Annotated in this window: 14 protein-coding genes; 10 read left to right on the plus strand and 4 right to left on the minus strand. The window is 48.2% G+C overall.

Translation table 11 applies throughout. The annotated features are described in order from the left end of the window. Positions 1-167 precede the first annotated feature (167 nt). Positions 168-521 carry a YolD-like family protein gene (locus tag J2T16_RS12340; protein WP_090922683.1) on the minus strand — a complete coding sequence of 118 codons (354 nt, stop codon included), beginning with the start codon at positions 519-521 and terminating at the stop codon, positions 168-170. Next, positions 518-1,762, minus strand: a complete 1,245-nt coding sequence (locus J2T16_RS12345) for a DNA polymerase IV (protein WP_090922681.1) — start codon at positions 1,760-1,762, stop codon at positions 518-520. The genes J2T16_RS12340 and J2T16_RS12345 overlap by 4 nt, the downstream gene beginning before the upstream one ends. 869 nt (positions 1,763-2,631) lie before the next feature. Here J2T16_RS12345 and J2T16_RS12350 point away from each other — a divergent pair. The 7 genes from J2T16_RS12350 (at position 2,632) to J2T16_RS12380 (ending at position 11,282) form a co-directional block, all read left to right on the plus strand. Further along, positions 2,632-4,857, plus strand: a complete 2,226-nt coding sequence (locus J2T16_RS12350) for a hypothetical protein (protein WP_308723154.1) — start codon at positions 2,632-2,634, stop codon at positions 4,855-4,857. A gap of 47 nt (positions 4,858-4,904) precedes the next feature. Beyond that, on the plus strand, positions 4,905-6,116 hold the full coding sequence (locus J2T16_RS12355) for a HEAT repeat domain-containing protein (protein ID WP_154888335.1): 1,212 nt from the start codon (positions 4,905-4,907) through the stop codon (positions 6,114-6,116). 22 nt (positions 6,117-6,138) lie between these two features. Further along, the gene (locus tag J2T16_RS12360) at positions 6,139-7,539 is read left to right on the plus strand and encodes a glycosyltransferase family 2 protein (protein WP_186809635.1); all 1,401 of its coding nucleotides are present in this window, start codon (positions 6,139-6,141) and stop codon (positions 7,537-7,539) included. Between the two features lie 33 nt (positions 7,540-7,572). Further along, the gene (locus J2T16_RS12365) at positions 7,573-8,376 is read left to right on the plus strand and encodes a response regulator transcription factor (RefSeq protein ID WP_090922675.1); all 804 of its coding nucleotides are present in this window, start codon (positions 7,573-7,575) and stop codon (positions 8,374-8,376) included. Positions 8,377-8,482: 106 nt separating this feature from the next. After that, positions 8,483-9,850: a nucleotide sugar dehydrogenase gene (locus J2T16_RS12370; protein ID WP_336120316.1), complete on the plus strand. Its 1,368-nt coding sequence runs from the start codon at positions 8,483-8,485 to the stop codon at positions 9,848-9,850. An 8-nt stretch (positions 9,851-9,858) separates the two neighbouring features. Continuing rightward, entirely contained in the window at positions 9,859-10,806 is a 948-nt protein-coding gene (locus J2T16_RS12375; RefSeq protein WP_336120315.1) for a hypothetical protein, read from the plus strand. 131 nt (positions 10,807-10,937) lie between these two features. Beyond that, positions 10,938-11,282, plus strand: a complete 345-nt coding sequence (locus J2T16_RS12380; RefSeq protein ID WP_336120314.1) for a DUF3139 domain-containing protein — start codon at positions 10,938-10,940, stop codon at positions 11,280-11,282. Positions 11,283-11,354: 72 nt separating this feature from the next. Here the strand turns inward: J2T16_RS12380 and J2T16_RS12385 are convergent, their stop codons facing one another. Then, positions 11,355-11,828 (minus strand): stalk domain-containing protein, encoded by a 474-nt coding sequence (locus J2T16_RS12385; RefSeq protein ID WP_336120313.1) that lies wholly within the window; start codon positions 11,826-11,828, stop codon positions 11,355-11,357. 236 nt (positions 11,829-12,064) lie between these two features. Next, positions 12,065-12,940 (minus strand): helix-turn-helix transcriptional regulator, encoded by an 876-nt coding sequence (locus tag J2T16_RS12390; RefSeq protein WP_336120312.1) that lies wholly within the window; start codon positions 12,938-12,940, stop codon positions 12,065-12,067. A gap of 493 nt (positions 12,941-13,433) precedes the next feature. Here J2T16_RS12390 and J2T16_RS12395 point away from each other — a divergent pair, with 493 nt between their 5' ends. Genes J2T16_RS12395 through J2T16_RS12405 form a run of 3 tightly spaced genes read left to right on the plus strand, consistent with a single transcriptional unit; the run spans position 13,434 to position 16,801 of the window. Then, positions 13,434-14,654 carry an LLM class flavin-dependent oxidoreductase gene (locus tag J2T16_RS12395; protein WP_336120311.1) on the plus strand — a complete coding sequence of 407 codons (1,221 nt, stop codon included), beginning with the start codon at positions 13,434-13,436 and terminating at the stop codon, positions 14,652-14,654. Beyond that, positions 14,651-15,925 carry an ABC transporter substrate-binding protein gene (locus J2T16_RS12400; protein ID WP_336120310.1) on the plus strand — a complete coding sequence of 425 codons (1,275 nt, stop codon included), beginning with the start codon at positions 14,651-14,653 and terminating at the stop codon, positions 15,923-15,925. The genes J2T16_RS12395 and J2T16_RS12400 overlap by 4 nt, the downstream gene beginning before the upstream one ends. Before the next feature lie 3 nt (positions 15,926-15,928). Continuing rightward, positions 15,929-16,801, plus strand: coding sequence for a carbohydrate ABC transporter permease (locus tag J2T16_RS12405; RefSeq protein ID WP_186811624.1), 873 nt, complete (start codon positions 15,929-15,931; stop codon positions 16,799-16,801). Positions 16,802-16,877: the final 76 nt, after the last annotated feature.

A 16,877-nucleotide genomic window follows, 5' to 3' on the forward strand; every position in this document is an offset into this window, starting at 1 on the left:
GAATGGTTCATTCTTCAGTAAAGATAGAGACTCAATGTTATGAATTTCGGAGAAATTATTTCAAAAGTTTAAGAGCAATCTTAGTTTAAATCGTATAAAGATTGTATGTTCACTTCTATACAAAGGTAGATTCAATCTGTTCCTTCATTATTTATTGTATAACTCACTCACTCATCCATCCACTCACCTGCTGGAGTCACACCTGTAATGAGATTCATCTGAAGATCCCGATTCCCGTCATCGGTTAGCAGTCTGAGTGTACGGGCGGGGCGATCCAATCGGAGCACACGTCCAGTATAAGAAATGTCATCATGCTCATGGAACAGCGTGATCGTAACGCGGTCGCCAAGTACCATGGAGTTGCTCAGCAAACGGGACATTTCATCTGCGGCCTGGGCATCCAGGGAGGGACGCGTGCGGGGGGCAAGCTGCTCCTGATGAAGAATATAGGCTTCCCGATGTTCGGGAAGCATCATACGTGAGGATTCAAAAAGTCCGTTTTGTTGCAATTTTTTACTCATCTATAGTGACCTCCAATTTTATGAGAACGATCCTGCGCCTGAGCGGACGAGCACAGGGATGAGGCACGCATGATGGCGGTATCTCCGAACTTGCGCTTGATATCATCCGTGGCTCGCTCCAGTTCTCTCTTGCGTTCGCGGTCGTCAAACCAGGACAGTTGTACTTCTGAATCGGGTACAAGTCCGCTCAGCGACACATGGATGCGTCTTATGGGTAATCCGTCCCAATGGCGCAGAAACAGAGCTGCCGCCGCATCATATACTTCATCTGTGATGTTGGTCGGTTCATTCACCTTCATCTGACGGGAAAAACCGGTTGGCCGGTCGTAATCCTGTCCGCGACACCCGACCGAAACGACATGCCCCATGAGTGATTTGTCCCGGGAACGTCGGCTGACTAGTTCCGCGAGCTCCAGCAACACAACCTTAATCTCTTCCCAAGTCTCGTAATCCCGTGGTAGCGTCATCTGATGTCCGATCCCCTGCTGCTGGTGTGTGTATGTTCCGGGTTTTACCGGAGAATCATCTATACCACGGGCGATACGCCATAACACTTCACCATTTACACCCCACCGCTCCTTGAGCCGGGATAGCGGTGTATTCGCCAAATCACCAATCGTATGAACGCCCATTTTGTAGAGATGCTGTGCCATGCGTGAACCAACCATGAACATATCGCGTACAGGTTTTTCCCAGATCGTGGAGGGCATATCCTTCCTTGGCAGCGTATAGATGCCTCCTGGGACTTTTTTGGCATACAGGTCACAGGCCATTTTGCTGACGACTTTGGTATCGCTGATGCCGATTCGAATGTAAACGCCAGTTTCATCCATCACTTTGGACTGAATGCTGCGTGCAATTGTTTCGGGACTGCCGAACAGATCGAGGCTTCCCGTGACATCGAGAAATTGCTCGTCAATGCTGTAGGGTTCCACCAGATCGGTATAGGACTGAAGAATACGTGTAATATGAAGGGATACGCGGATGTATTCGGCCATTCTTGGGCGAATAACGACAACATCTGGACATTTGGCAAGCGCCTCTCCCAGTCGTTCTGCGGTTGTAATACCGTAGGACTTGGCGAGAGGACACGCCGCCAGAATGATACCTGAGCGCCTCGCCGGGTCACCAGCTACAACGAGGGGGCGATCCTTGTACTCGGGATGTGCAGACTTCTCCACACTGGCGTAAAATGACTGGCAGTCTGCCAGCATGATGACACGTCTGTCTTGGCGGGGCATGATGTTTCCTCTCCTTATCTGCAATTCTTGATGTTGCTCCTGTCGTCTGATCCTTGCAGAGAGCTGTTCATTTACAGTTTATTTACAGTATGGAACAAGTGTTCTTGTTTTATAAGCATAAAGGACAATTCAAAATGCGGCAACCGGAATTATTTTGCAAATTGTACACAATTATACGATCGACAGATCAGAGGTCTGAAATAGGAAATAAGATGTGGCTTTTTACATTTAATGTGAGAGATCTGTGACCTACGGGTGATGACTGGTAGTTCATTTTGATTTTTGTAAAAGTGTCGTTCATGGACAGAGTCCTAGATAGGGGGACTGATGTCCTTTTTTCATTTTCAGTACTTTTCAGAAAACCTTGATAGGACGCGGATTTTCAGTGATGCGTTATCGGACTATAGTATCAATTTTGTAATCTTTATGGTTAATACTGTAAAAAACGCGAAACTTTAAAATGTTACTCGCGTTTAATGGGGTATATGTTTTTCGGGGGAAGAGTGCCTGTATCCGCGTTGCACATAACAATATTACGTGAAGATGTGCAGGATAAGCAGGGCATTCATCTGTGCTTTTCGGCAGATCACGAATGTAAAAAGACCGCAAACGGAATTGTTGCCTTGGAGTGCTGGCGGGTGGCTCAACGGGCTGAGTATGGGCAGAACGTTCCATATCATGTTTGCTTCCATCAGCCTAGTTACAATGCAGAGGCTTAGCGCTATAGTGAGAACTACACCGCTGACATCTCTACCAAGCGGACATCCGAAGCGGAATGATCGTATGTTTCCTGCATGGGTTTGTGCAGTGCATGAACCTGATCTATGGGGAAGCAGGATGCATACTAGAGAGGTGAGCAATCAGAAGTCATGAGTAGACAACGACGAAGACGCTGGTTACTGACAGCTTTGACAGGCGCATTGGTGGTGACTGGCGGAATACTTGCCGGATGGCATTACATGCAACCAAAGCTTGTTACGTATACAGCGGAGAACGGCACGGAAATGAAATTCAAGACCGATGGAGACCGGTTCATGCAATACGGGCCGGATGGAACGTGGAAGGAAATGTTCGTTAAAGGGGTGAACCTGGGGGCGACTTCGCCGGGACATTACCCGGGAGAGTTCCCGCTCACCGAGGAGGATTACCTGCGCTGGTTCGAGCAGATTCAGGATTTGGGCGCGAATGTGATCAGGGTCTATACCGTCCACCAGCCGATTTTTTACTCCGCACTGGTCGATTATAATCGTGGCCGGGAGCAACCGTTATATTTTATACAGGGCATATGGTCACCTGAGGAGGAATTGATTGAGAAGCAGGATGCCTATGCCGATCATATTGAACAGAGGTTCAAGCAGGAAATAGAAAAGGCCGTATCTGCCGTGTACGGTGATGCAGACATTCCTGCCAAGAACGGAGAGTCCAGCGGCAAGTACAGAACCAATGCCGGAAAATACTTGATGGCTTGGCATGTAGGTACCGAGTGGGACCCGGGGATGGTGGACAACACCAATAAGGTGCATGCGGATGTGCCGCAGTACAAAGGGGTTCACTTTTCCGGTAGTGCAGAAGCATCACCGTTTGAAAATTGGTTAGCAGAGCTGCTGGACTACACGGCGGTTCAGGAGAAAAAGTATGGATGGGAACATCCGATGACGTTTACCAACTGGGTTACAACCGATGTGCTGGATCATCCAGGCGAGCCGCTCTATGAAGAGGATCTCGTCAGTGTGGATGCACGGCATATTAAGCCGGAAGCATGGGATGGAGGTTATTTTGCTGCCTACCACGTGTACCCGTATTACCCGGATCTGTTCCACATTGATAAGACACTGCAAACCATCAAGGATGAAAAGGGCGAGTACAACACGTACAAAAGCTATCTGCAAAAGCTAAAAGCCGAGTTTTCCGATATGCCTGTAATGATTACAGAGTATGGTGTGCCGTCCTCACTTGGTATTTCTCATCTGGGCATGGGTGGTCGAAATCAAGGCGGGCATAACGAGGTACAGCAGGGAGACATCGATGCTTCGCTTACGCAGGATATCTATGATGAAGGCTATGCAGGAGCGATTCTGTTCATGTGGCAGGATGAGTGGTTCAAAAAGACCTGGAACACGATGCCGCTGGAAATTCCGGCAGATCGCCGGGCGTACTGGCTAAACGTGTTAACCAACGAAAAGATGTTTGGTTTGCTGGCCATGGACCCAGGGAAACAGGAACAGCTGACCATTGATGGCAAGCTGGATGACTGGGATAAGCTGAAAGATGAAGAAGTTACGGTCTGGCAGGGACAGGTGAATGGTATTCAGGAGATGAAAGTGACCCATGATGAAGCTTATCTGTATGTGGGCTTGACGCTGGATCAGCCATTTGACCCGGAGAAAACTGTACTTCGCATTGGAACAGATACCCTTACCGGCGGCAGTCAACCAAGCAACATGTTGCCAGGCAAAACTCTAAGTGATGGACTGGAAACGGTCATTACACTAGGCAAGGATAACGAGTCCCAGGTACAGATTGCGAAGGACTATGATTTCAATCAGCGTCTGTATGGCAAGGACGGATATAACATGATCCCAGACGAGCAATTGAAGTCAGCTGATCCGTTCCATCCGTGGGAACTGGCTGTCAGTCTGAAGATGACCCCGCCAGATACACGTTCAGCGCATCCATTCATGGCGGAGAACGTGGGAACGTTAAAGAGAGGTACGACAGCTTCAGGACAGGCAGACAGCGATTCGTTAACAGCTTGGCAGTATAACGGCAATCAGGTGGAAATGCGAATTCCTTGGATGCTGCTTGGTTTCGGTGATCCGAGCTCCTTGCAGGCCATCGAATACGGACCACTGAAAAACGGTCGGGAGTTTTCTACAACTAGCGTTGAAGGTATCACGCTGGTTCCATGGCTGACGGATCGTTCCACGAAACAGGTATCCTGGCCTGGGGGCGAGCAATCAACGCTGGATTTGAAAACTTTACCCGTCTACAGCTGGAAACCTTGGGAGCAGGTCGAATATAGCGAAAGACTTAAGTTAAGCTATGAGAAAATGCGGCAGAGCTATGAAAAAATGCCTAGTTTTCAGATCGAATAAATCAGCATAGAACATCATAAGCGAGTATAAAAGGAGGACTTTTTCACATGTTCCAGAGTTTAGCTTTGGCCTATTGGTTTTTGATCGCCTGCATTGCACTTGTGATTGTAGGCGTCATCGTTCTGTTTGCCATGAAAATGTCCCACAACGGCAAACGACGCAAAACCGCTTTGTATGAAATGAAGCAACGAGACTACTTCACGTATCTGCAGACCGCATTGACGGAGAACAGCCCACTCAAGCTGCCGCCAGGCAAGCTTGCTCCACTAGAAAGACGGGTTATTCAGGACAAGCTGATTGAATGGATTGACCAGTTCAAGGGAGAGTATCGTGACAAGCTGATCGAACTGTGCCGCGAGGCCGGATTCGTCGAACACGATCTGAAAGAGCTGGGCCGTCTGCGTTACGGACGTCAGATTGATGCAGCATATCGTCTCGGAGGCATGCGCTGTCCCGAAGCAGTTCCAGGTTTAATGGAGCTTCTCAAGGATGAGAAGCCGGGTCCGATGGCTATCATGATTGGACGTTCGATTGCGAGATGTACAACCCGGCATGGCGAGTTGAAAGACATGCTTACACTGCTTTTAACGAAAGGAAAATCGATTCATCATCTGGCAGCGGACATCTTATTGGAAGCAAACCTGGATACGAGTCGTGTGTTGATCGAATTGCTTGAGGATCGCAACCCTGATTTTGTCAAAGTAGGACTTGTGGCGATGTGGGGACAAGCGGTGCCGGAAGTAATGCCTGCACTCCACAGACTCGTCGGAGCAGAGCATGAGGATGTTCGTGCCGAAGCAGTGAAGCTGTATCTCAGTGCAAGTCCAGCACTTAAGGATGAGACGATTCTGAAGCTGATCCAGGACACCGATCCGGAAGTTCGGGCGGAAGTGGTACAGGCACTTGGTTTGAAGCATGCATCAGGCAGCATCCCGTTGCTGCGCAAGGCACTTCGCGATGAAGACTGGAGAGTTCGCTATAACAGCGCGGAAAGTTTGAGTAAGCTGGGCGAACCGGGATTCGAAGCTTTGTGTCAGGCAGCAGTGCAAGGAACGGGTGCAGAGCGCGAGATTGCCATGCAGCAGATCGAGAGCACGATGCAGCATTCGGGAACCGACCACAAGGCGGTAGAGCAGATGATTGCACATAACAAAAAAAGACTGCTGTACGAACGTTATTTTGGCCCGGTGCGCGGCGAAAACCGTACAACCAAGAAACGCACAGGCGTTGCAACAGTAGGAGGGGATTACACTGCTTAGAGATTTATTGCTAATCTACGGTATGGTCGCCATCTATTATGTGGTGTTTGTTAATACGCTTTATTTTTCCATACTGGCCTTATCATTTCGTAACATCTGGACGATCTTCCGGAGGTCACATTACTCCAAGTACAACACGTTATCCGGCTCGGAACTGGTTCCTTCGGTATCCCTGCTGGTGCCAGCGTACAACGAGGAACTGACGATTATTGAAAATGTAAACTGCCTCATGACACTGAACTATCCAACGTATGAAGTCATTGTCATTAATGATGGTTCGAACGACTCCACTTTGAAGGTGTTGCTGGAAGAATACCGGCTGAAGCCGGTGCCGAATACGCAAATTCGCGGAAAAATCTCCTGTCAGAAGATTCGCGGCATCTATCATAACCCGGACTTCCCGGATCTGTATGTCATCGACAAGGAGAATGGCGGTAAGGCCGACTCCCTCAACGCAGGGATTAATTTGTCCCATTATCCGCTGATCTCTTCCATCGATGCCGATTCACTTCTGGAGAAAGATGCTTTGATCCGCATGGCACGCATGTATATGGAGAATCCGGAAGAGACTGTCGCGATTGGTGGGGATGTCCGGATTGCCAACGGCTGCAAAATCGAAAACGGTGCGGTTCAGGACGTATCCTTGCCGCGTAAGATTTGGCCGATGTTCCAATCTATTGAGTATTTGAAAGCTTTCCTCGGCGGACGAATTGGCTGGAGTCACATGAACGGTCTGATCATCGTCTCTGGCGCATTCGGCATGTTCCGTAAGGATGCTGTTATCGCCGTAGGTGGATACCGCGACGGTTATCCAGGTGAGGACATGAACATTATTATCAAGCTTCACCGCTATATGCTGGAAAATAAACTCAAATACCGCGTCGCTTTCTGTCCTGAAGCGGTGTGCTGGACACAAGCGCCGGATTCGTACCGCATTTTGTCTAGCCAACGCAAACGCTGGGGCCGCGGGAATCTGAAAAACATGCTGGAAAATCGCGGCATGCTGTTTAATCCGAAATATAAGGTTATGGGGTTAATCACCATGCCATATAACGTTATTTTCGAAGCACTGAATCCGTATTTCCGCATTACCGGACTGATCGCTCTGGCTGGATATGTGCTTCTGGACATGACCCAGTGGCCGATCCTCGTTTTGTTTGGCTTGCTGAACTTTGTGAGTGGATATCTGCTGAGTGTAGGGGCGTTGATTCTGGAGGAAATTGCGTTTAAACGGTATAACAAGCTGTCCGATCTGGTCAAAATGCTGGTCTACTCCGCCCTGAAATTTGTGGGATATCATCAACTCGGCGTGCTGTGGAGATTGCAGGGACACATTCAGTTTTTGCAAAACAACAATTCCTGGGGCACGATGACACGCCAAAGCTGGTCTGAGGAATCCAAGGACGCCAGCAAGGCGGCTTAATTGTAACAACATTATAGAAGGGTGGAAAAGAACATGCCAAATACGGCGACATTGCAGCGTGAAGCTGCCGTTAATGTGTATCGCAATGTAGAACAGGGATTGAAGGAAACGGGTGCCGAAGCTTGTGGCTTAATGTTCATTCACTGTGCAGGTCAGGTTCAGCCGGAGCAGCAGGTCAGGACACATCTGGAGCAGGCGGGATATACGTCGTTCCAGGTATGGCAGGATAGTCATACACAGGCAATTGCTGTGCTGCTTCCAGGGCTTACGCTCGATGAAGTTCATTATGAAGGACTTCGTATCAAGCATGAGTTGCAAGAGAGTGCTCCTGGTGCTGATCCGCAGATCACACTGGCCAGTTTCCCGCCGGGGGAGCGCCCTTCAAAGGCAACGATTCAGCATATGGCCGAATCTTCGAAGCTTGTGGATTCATCGGAAATTCATATCTATACGCTGGAACATACGGCGGATGACCCCGAACGAATTCTGATCGTGGATAATGATCCGACGGTTCGTGAATTTTTGCAGCTGCGTTTGAAAATGCAAGGATACGAAACCTACGAAGCGGTGGATGGACTCGCTGCACTCGATCTGATCGAGAAAGTGACACCTGATCTGGTGCTGACCGAGCTGAATCTGTATGGAATCGATGGGCTTCCATTCATTCACCATATCCAGAAGCTAGAGATGGAGCAACCGCCGAAAATCGTCGTGTTGACCGAACAGCGGGTGGAGCAGACGATCAGCCAATGTTTCAGTAGCGGTGTAGACGATTATATGACCAAGCCGTTCTCTCCTGTGGAGCTGGACGCCCGGATCAGACGCTGCCTGCACTAGAAGTTAAGTAGATTAGAGTCACAACGGTTACAGTTACAACCACATCTATATGATCTGAACTATTTTTTACACTTTAACATCAAATATATTGCGCGGAGGGAATATCATGGAGAATCAACAATTTCACACTTTACTGAACGCGATCGAAAATAAAGAAGCGGTACTGGGCGTTGTCGGCCTCGGTTATGTCGGCCTTCCCCTTGCGGTGGAGATGGTCAATCAAGGGTTCACCGTCATCGGCATCGACCTGGATGCTTCCAAAGTCGACAGCATCTACAATGGAGATTCCTATATTCACGATATTTCGTCCGACGAATTGAAAAAAGTAATGCAAAGCGGTCGCTTTCAGCCAACAACAGACTACAGCATGTTGCGTGTCATTGACGCACTGAGTATTTGCGTACCGACACCGCTCAGCGAAAACCAGGACCCGGATACCTCTTATATCGAGACGGTTGTTGATCAGATTAAACTGCATATGAAACCAGGTATGCTGATCACACTGGAAAGTACGACGTATCCAGGTACAACGGAAGAGTTGATCCAGCAAGAGCTGGACAAGATTGGACATGAAGCCGGCAAAGATTATTTCCTGTGCTTCTCACCTGAGCGAGTGGATCCATCCAACGGCCGTTTCACCACGTTTAATACACCGAAGGTCATCGGCGGTACAACGGAAGCTTGTCTGAAACTAGGCACTGCGCTGTACAGCAAATATGTAGAGACTGTAGTTCCGGTATCTTCACCTAAAGTAGCGGAAATGTCCAAATTGCTGGAAAACACATTTCGCAGTGTCAACATTGCCTTTGTCAATGAAATGGCGATGATGTGTGATCGCATGGGCATCGATATTTGGGAGGTTATTGACGCGGCTGCGACGAAACCGTTTGGCTTTATGCCATTCTATCCAGGTCCGGGTATTGGCGGACACTGCATCCCGCTCGACCCGATGTATCTGTCGTGGAAGGCCAAAGGATTCCGTTTTTATAGCAAATTTATTGAACTGGCGCAATCCACCAATGACAATATGCCGTACTATGTACTGAATAAAACCTCAACAATCCTGAATGAATACGCGAAGTCTGTTCGTAAATCGAACATTCTCCTGCTCGGCATGTCGTACAAACCGAACATTGCCGATCTGCGTGAATCACCGGGACTGGAAGTATACGAGCTGTTCAAGGAAAGCGGCGCAAACGTTAACTATTACGACCCGCATGCAGAATCATTCAAAGACAAACATGGCGAAAACGTGCACAGCCAAGCCTTTAACCTGGAGCAGTTCAAAACGTACGATTGCATCGTGCTGATCACCAACCACAGCGACTTGCCTTATTATGATATTGCGGAACTGGGTGTACCAATTCTGGATACACGTAATGCATTCCGCACGTACAATCACTCACATATTTACAAGATCGGTCACTCGGTACAACATCCTGTGTTTGCACCAAGTGAAGCGGTTCTCGTCTGAGGCGACCGATGAGAATACAGGGCAAGTTGGCAGGTAAGGCGAAATGGGCTATTGTGGCTGTGGTGTTCTGCCTGCTGCTCCTGTCCTGGCTGTTCAAATGGTTTTCGCATGAGGAACACAAGGCAACCTGGCTGTGGGATACGTCGATCATTATGAAGCAGACACCTGAGATTATCGCGTTCTCCAAGGAACAGGGCGTGGATACCATTTTCCTGCAAGTTCAGGATGAGGTGCCCGATGCGGCTTATCGCAAGTTCATTGCGGCTGCAACCAATGCCGAGATCGAAGTGCACGCGCTGAACGGTCATGCCGACTGGGCTTATCGCGAGAAGCGCGCAGAAGGACTTGCTTTTATTGAACGCGTGCGGGCATACAATTCTTCTTCTGCGAAGAATGAACGCTTTGAAGGCATTCAGCTCGATGTCGAGCCATACCAGTTAAAACGCTGGGAGAACGAGCAGAGCAGTGTCATTGCCGAGTGGCAGAACAATATGGAGGTCTGGACGGAAGCCGGAAAGGAAGCAGGACTATATATGAGTGCAGCGATTCCATTCTGGCTGGATGCCCGGCAGTCTGCTGGAGGCAAGGAGACGTTCAGTCGCTGGGTCATCTCCCGTTTCGATGCGGTAGCTATTATGGCTTATCGGGATAGCGGGCAGCAGATGTACGATCTGTCCAAGGAAGAGCTGGCTGAAGCGGATGATCTGGGCAAGAAAGTCTGGATTGGAGCAGAACTCGCGGATACACACGAGGGAGATCACTTGACCTTTTTCCGCAAGCCCATCAGCAATATGGACGAAGAGATGCAGAAGGTGTTTGAACTCGGTGCCTCGCATTCATCGTTTGCAGGTGTGGCTGTGCATCATTATGAGGCGTGGTATGCGAAGCAAAATGGCATTCCGCTGGCGCGAAAGACCGGGGAAACGAAGGAAGAATCACAACATCAGAAACAATAACACAACCTTTAACGTTTAGTTGATAATCCCTTCTGGGCAAAGCAGCAGGTATTCGTTCCTGCTGTGTGTAGCTCAGAAGGGATTTTTATATTATTTAGGGAATGAGAAAGTGTAGAAATGGAGGTTTCTCTATGTCGAAAAGAGTGAAAATCAGTTGGATTGCTACTTTAGCGTTAGTTGTGGTGATATCAGGTTGGGTGTACTTCAGTTTATTTGGTAATCCGATCAAAATGAATGATGCTGAAGAGAAAGTGAGGGCTTATTTAATTCAACAAAAGCGATATTCTTCTGAGGAAATGATAGATATAACGGGTAATTATTCCTTCACAAGCTCAGAGGCTCCTTATGGTGCTTCCGTAACATTCGCTGATCAGCCTAATGATAAGTATCATTACATCATTTTCAAGGACGGGCACATTGAGCAGTACAGTTATTCGGGCGATAATCCTATACATCTGGAGTCTCCGATTAGATAAAAGCGTCCCAACTGGTGCGCTTGTTCCCCGTTTTGGTAACATTCTACCTTTGTGAACCAGGTGTAGCGTAAGTTACTCTTTACTCACTTGTACCGTTTTCGTCTGAGAGTTATAAGAAACATTAATGTCGTAGACCGAAACGATATCTTTTAGCGGAAAATAAATGCGGTTTTGAATCAAAAGAACGGGATCACTTAATCGAAATGACTTATCATTGTGCTGGAACGTATCACTTCCAACCTTGAACTGTAATTCTGGGGTAGGAATTGCAAAGTCTTCATTGAGTACCTTAAACGTTTTGGTTTCGGATTGAAAGGATAACGCTTTGGAATTAATTTGGAACGGAAGGCAATTCACGAATCCGTCGAGATCAACGTAGGTGTGCCCTTTAACAATCAGACCTGTAAATGATTTTTCGCCCAACACATTGGATTTGATGTTTACCGTTGAGCCGGAAGCGGAGAGAGAAGCCGCATTTACGGATGAACTGAAGCCAGCCATAGCAAGAGTTAGCACAGTCACCACTAAAAACTTGGAAATACGCATGATAACCACTCCTTTGGTATATTCATTAGAATTAACGTAAGAACCGGTACATAAGTTACATATGTTGGGAGTAAGTTTTTAGGAAGTGAAAGATGAGATTTTTTCGTACTGAATAAGGCAAATCCCGATCACTCGCATAGTGAAGGGGCTTGCCTTATTCAGGTTATTTTTGCGCTTGAGAACAGGAAAGTGTTACGTTAGTGCGCCGGTTCTCTTAACCAACTAATCTAATCAATCTACTGTTCTGTTGTCGTTGTTCGGTAGCGGTTGGGAGGTAAGCCAACTTGCTTTTTAAAAGCTTTGGAGAACGAAAATAAATCCGGATAACCTACGGAATGAGCCACCTCCGTTAAACTCAGCGTGGTCTGCACAAGCAGGAGTTTGGCTTGCTTCATTTTGAGTTGCTGGATATATTGCACAGGGGACAAGCCGTAGGCTTTACGAAACTGTTTGGCAAAATGGGTTCGATCCACCCCTGCATGGGCAGACACACCCTCCACCGAAATGCCGCCTGCAAAATGAAGTTCAATGTACTCTTTACCTTTTTGAAGCCAGGGGGTGGCTACATCCGGTTGCAAGTCTTTGTTCGCCGGAGAGCGTGCAATGCGGTCGAAAAGGCTGAGAAACCGGATCAGTCGCCCCAAATCACTGGCACTGTCCTGCGGTTTACGAACGTCCTCCATAAATGAACGCATGTTGCTAGCTGTTTCGGGCGTGAGTACACCTGAACGGTACGGATTTTCAGGACTTAAGCCAATTCGGGAGAGCAGTTCAGCGGCATATGCTCCGTCAAAGGCAATAAATATTTTCTGCAAAGGATGGTCGGGATCTGTCCAGTACTCATGCGTCACATGTGGAAACAGACAGAAGGCATCTTTTGCTCGCAAGGGATACTGCTGTCCGTTCTGAATGAATGAGCCTTCGCCCTCCAGCACAAATAACAAATAATGATAAGGCGTAGTCCGAGGACCTATATGATAATTGCTTTTAGCAATGTTACGACCAATGCGTAACGGCCATGCACCGCTGGCCTTCTCAAATTCAGACGGAGTGAAAAATAGAATATCTAAAAACTCGTGGTGGTCCTCCTTCATGCGCTCAAGCTCGGTCACCAGGAACACCTCTTTATTATATAAGTATCGTCGATATCATCTAAAAGATTCATTTATAACCTATTATACAGGTGGGTTTTATATAAATTCAAGATCAGGTAAACCTGAATTCGGAAAATGACCACAAAATGACAAAAATAAATTGCCGCGAAATGACATTGATCACAGACAAATCAATTGATATGATGTCCATACCTATTAAACCAAGTTAATTAATCGGCTTTTAGATGTGTACTTTACAAAACAATTAGAAATTAGGCGCACTTTAAAAATAGGGTTTAACGAGTGCGAACATAGTGGAGGGGACGAAATCGATTCTGAAGAAACGTAGTGTTCGCCTTTATCTCCGGATTTTCCCTTTGGAAAGGGAATCGAAAAATCTGGAGATAACAGCGATCGAAAGAACGATTCGTACCCGGAACGGCCATGTTGCACAACACCGATCTTATTTTTAACATGAGACTTTATTTATCCATAGAGGGGACTGACGTGAATGAGCGAACAGGAAGAGATGAAATTTGGATGGTTTTTACCAACCGCCGGAGATGGGAAGTATGTAGGTGTAGAGCCGGAGCGTGAGCCAAGTCTGGATTATCTGGTGCAGGTGGCACAGACGGCGGAAACGGCCGGATTCGAATTTGTACTCATTCCGACAGGGGGAGCCTGTCTGGACGCATGGGTGGTCGGCTCGGCGGTAATGAGTCACACCAAGACATTGCGTCCCCTTGTAGCGATTCGCCCAGGTTTAGTTACACCCGTACTTGCGGCCCGCATGGGTGCGGCACTGGATCAGCTCTCTGGCGGTCGCGCCATGATTAACGTAGTTACAGGCAGTTCGGTTCGAGATCTGGAAGAACTCGGTGATCCGCTGGCACATGCGCATGATGAACGGTATGTTCGCGCAAGCGAGTATATGGAAGTCATGAAGCGTTCGTGGACGCAGTCGACAGGCTTGAATCTGACGGAATTCGCCGGAAGTGGCGCACAATCAGGTGCAGATGCATCCAGCGAACCAAATCCTGAATTCAACGGTCAATATTACAACTTCAAAGGCCCGGTAGGCATGCCGGAGACGGTACAGAAGCCATACCCTCCATTCTATCTTGGAGGAAGTTCTCCGATTGCCAAGCGAGTGGCCGTTGAACATGCAGATACCTTCCTGATGTGGGGCGAGCCGCATGACTGGATTCAGGAACAGATTGAAGAGATCGAAGTCATTCGAGAGCAGGTAAAAGAGGAGACGGGTAAAGATCGTCAGCTCCGTTACGGTATGCGTGCTCAGGTGCTCATTCGGGATACGGAAGAAGAGGCATGGGCAGCGGCATGGGATATTATCAGCAAAGTACCACCGGAAGCGATTGAAAAGGCCAAAGCCGCATTCGCCGAAACGGATGCCACCAACCAACGCAGACAGAATGAGCTCCGGGAACTGTCCGAGAAGCAACAGTTTGTCGTTGGGCCGAACCTGTGGACAGGTTTGTCGGTGGTACGTTCCGGGGGAGCCATCCTCATCGTGGGTACAGCGGAGCAGGTTGCAGAACGTTTAATGGAATATGGAGACCTGGGCGTGACGACATTTATTCTATCCGGTTATCCGCATCTGGAAGAAGCCGAAATCTTCGGCAAGACCGTGATGCCCATCATCCGCGAGAAATGGAAAACAAGACAGAAACAACATTCTATTACTGCTAACTTAGGAGGTCGTCTTTCATGAAAAAAAATAAAAAAATGATCCTGCCGCTTGTCAGTATGCTGGTGATGTCCATCCTGCTGTCCGCTTGCGGCGGTGGAAATAATGCGGCATCCGGAGAGAACGGCTCCTCAGGTTCAGGCAAAGTAACCATTAGCTTCATGCACTGGCGCGGTGAGGATTCCGAAGCATTTAACAAGACGATCGACGCGTTTGAAAAAGAAAACCCGAACATCCATGTGGAGATGCAGACGCTCCCATCGGATCAGTATCAATCCACTGTGCAATCCAAAATCAGCGACGGCTCCACAGGGGATGTGTTTGCATCTTTCCCGGGCGCTCAATTCCAAGCGTTCAGCAAAGCTGGACTGTTTACGGATCTGACGGGATCATCCATCCTGTCGGCTTACAATCCAAAACTGATCGAAGCCGGACAGCATGATGGCAAACAATATGCGATTCCGTATCAACTTGTATATAACGATCCGATCTATAACGTTAAACTGTTTGAAAAGTACGGCCTGACCCCACCGAAAGATTGGGAAGGGTTCCTGGCGCTGTGCCAAAAACTGAAAGACAATGGCATTATTCCGATTGCCTTTGCCGGAGCGGACATTGGTCCGGGTCAATTCATGAATACGATGGTGATGAACAATGCACCGAGTGACGACATTTTTACCAAAGTTGAAGCGGGCGAAGCCAAACTGACAGATGAGTTCTGGGTGAAAACGTTGACGCAAATCAAAGAGCTGAACGATAAAGGATACTTCCAGCAGGATGCACTGGGTACAAAAGACCCGGCAGCAGGTGCACTGTTTATTCAGGAAAAAGCAGCGATGCTTGCAAGTGGATCGTATCAACTTGCTCAGAACAAACAACAAAACCCGAATCTGGAGCAAAAGTTGCTCGCGCCGATTACGGTAAGTGCGGATCAAGCCAAATATGAAGGGGTGCACACGACCACATTCATGCTTGCGGTAAACAGCAAATCGAAACACCCGGAAGAAGCAAAGAAATTCCTTGAATTCCTGAGCAAACCGGATGTAGCTAGCGCATACGCCAACCAAACCGGACAGAATGTAACGGTGAATGACGTGAAGTATGATACACCAGAGCTACAAGTTGCAGGAGAATGGGCGAACAAAAAGACCGTGTTCCAGCCACGGTTCACCATTCTGAATGGAGACAACCAGAAGGCGGTAACCAACTCCATTCAGGCTGTGCTGAGCGGGACTTCCCCGGAAGAAGCAGCACAGCAGGCACAAGCGATCATTGATCAGCATATCGGGAAATAAACGATGAAAAACCGTATTCAGCTATCCCTGTTTCTGTTACCCGGATTGCTGCTGTACGTTGGATTGTTCGTATTTCCTACATTGACGGGGCTGTTCTACTCCTTTACGGATTGGGACGGGGTATCCCCGTCGTATGCATTTGTAGGGCTGGATAATTACAAGGACAGTCTCAGCAGCATCGTATTTCGCAAAGCCTTCGGCAATAACGTGGAGTTTATGTTAACCGTTGTCATCGCACAAACCTTTATTTCACTCGTTCTAGCCCTGCTTCTGGTACGCAATACCAAGACAAAAGTGGTACTTCGGGCGTTGTATTTCCTACCTGCGATTCTGTCGTCGGTATCCGTTGGGCTGATCTGGGCGTTCATGTATGACCCGTCCATTGGACTGATCAATTATGGACTAAACGAGGCGGGCATGAGCAGCATGGCTCGTAACTGGATCGGTGATCCGAAGATTGCGATTTTCTCTATCGCTGCGGTGCAGGTTTGGGCTCACGCAGGACAGATGATGATTGTGTTCATCGCAGGTCTGCAAGGCATTCCGGCAGAACTGTACGAAGCGGCACGTATGGACGGCGGGAGCAAATGGCAGGTATTCCGTACCGTGACCTGGCCGCTGCTGGCTCCATCGGCAACGATTGTGGTAGCCTATACGACCATCCAGTCGTTCAAGGCCTTTGATCTTATTTTCACCATGACGGACGGAGGCCCAAACTACGCCACTGAAATTTTGACCACATATATTTATCATACGGCTTTTGGCAGTTATTCCTTTGGTCTGGCTTCTGCGGGTTCGATGATCTTCCTGGTGTTGCTCGCGCTACTGACGTTATTACAGTTCAAGGCGCTCCGTGCCGACCGGGTGAGCTATTAACGGATAGATGATTGCCTCTTTTCGTGAGCGTTTATCGAGAACTGTGTTCGAACAATAGGAACCAGTTGATTATGGA

Source organism: Paenibacillus intestini (genome assembly GCF_030803945.1).
Lineage (GTDB): Bacteria > Bacillota > Bacilli > Paenibacillales > Paenibacillaceae > Paenibacillus > Paenibacillus polysaccharolyticus.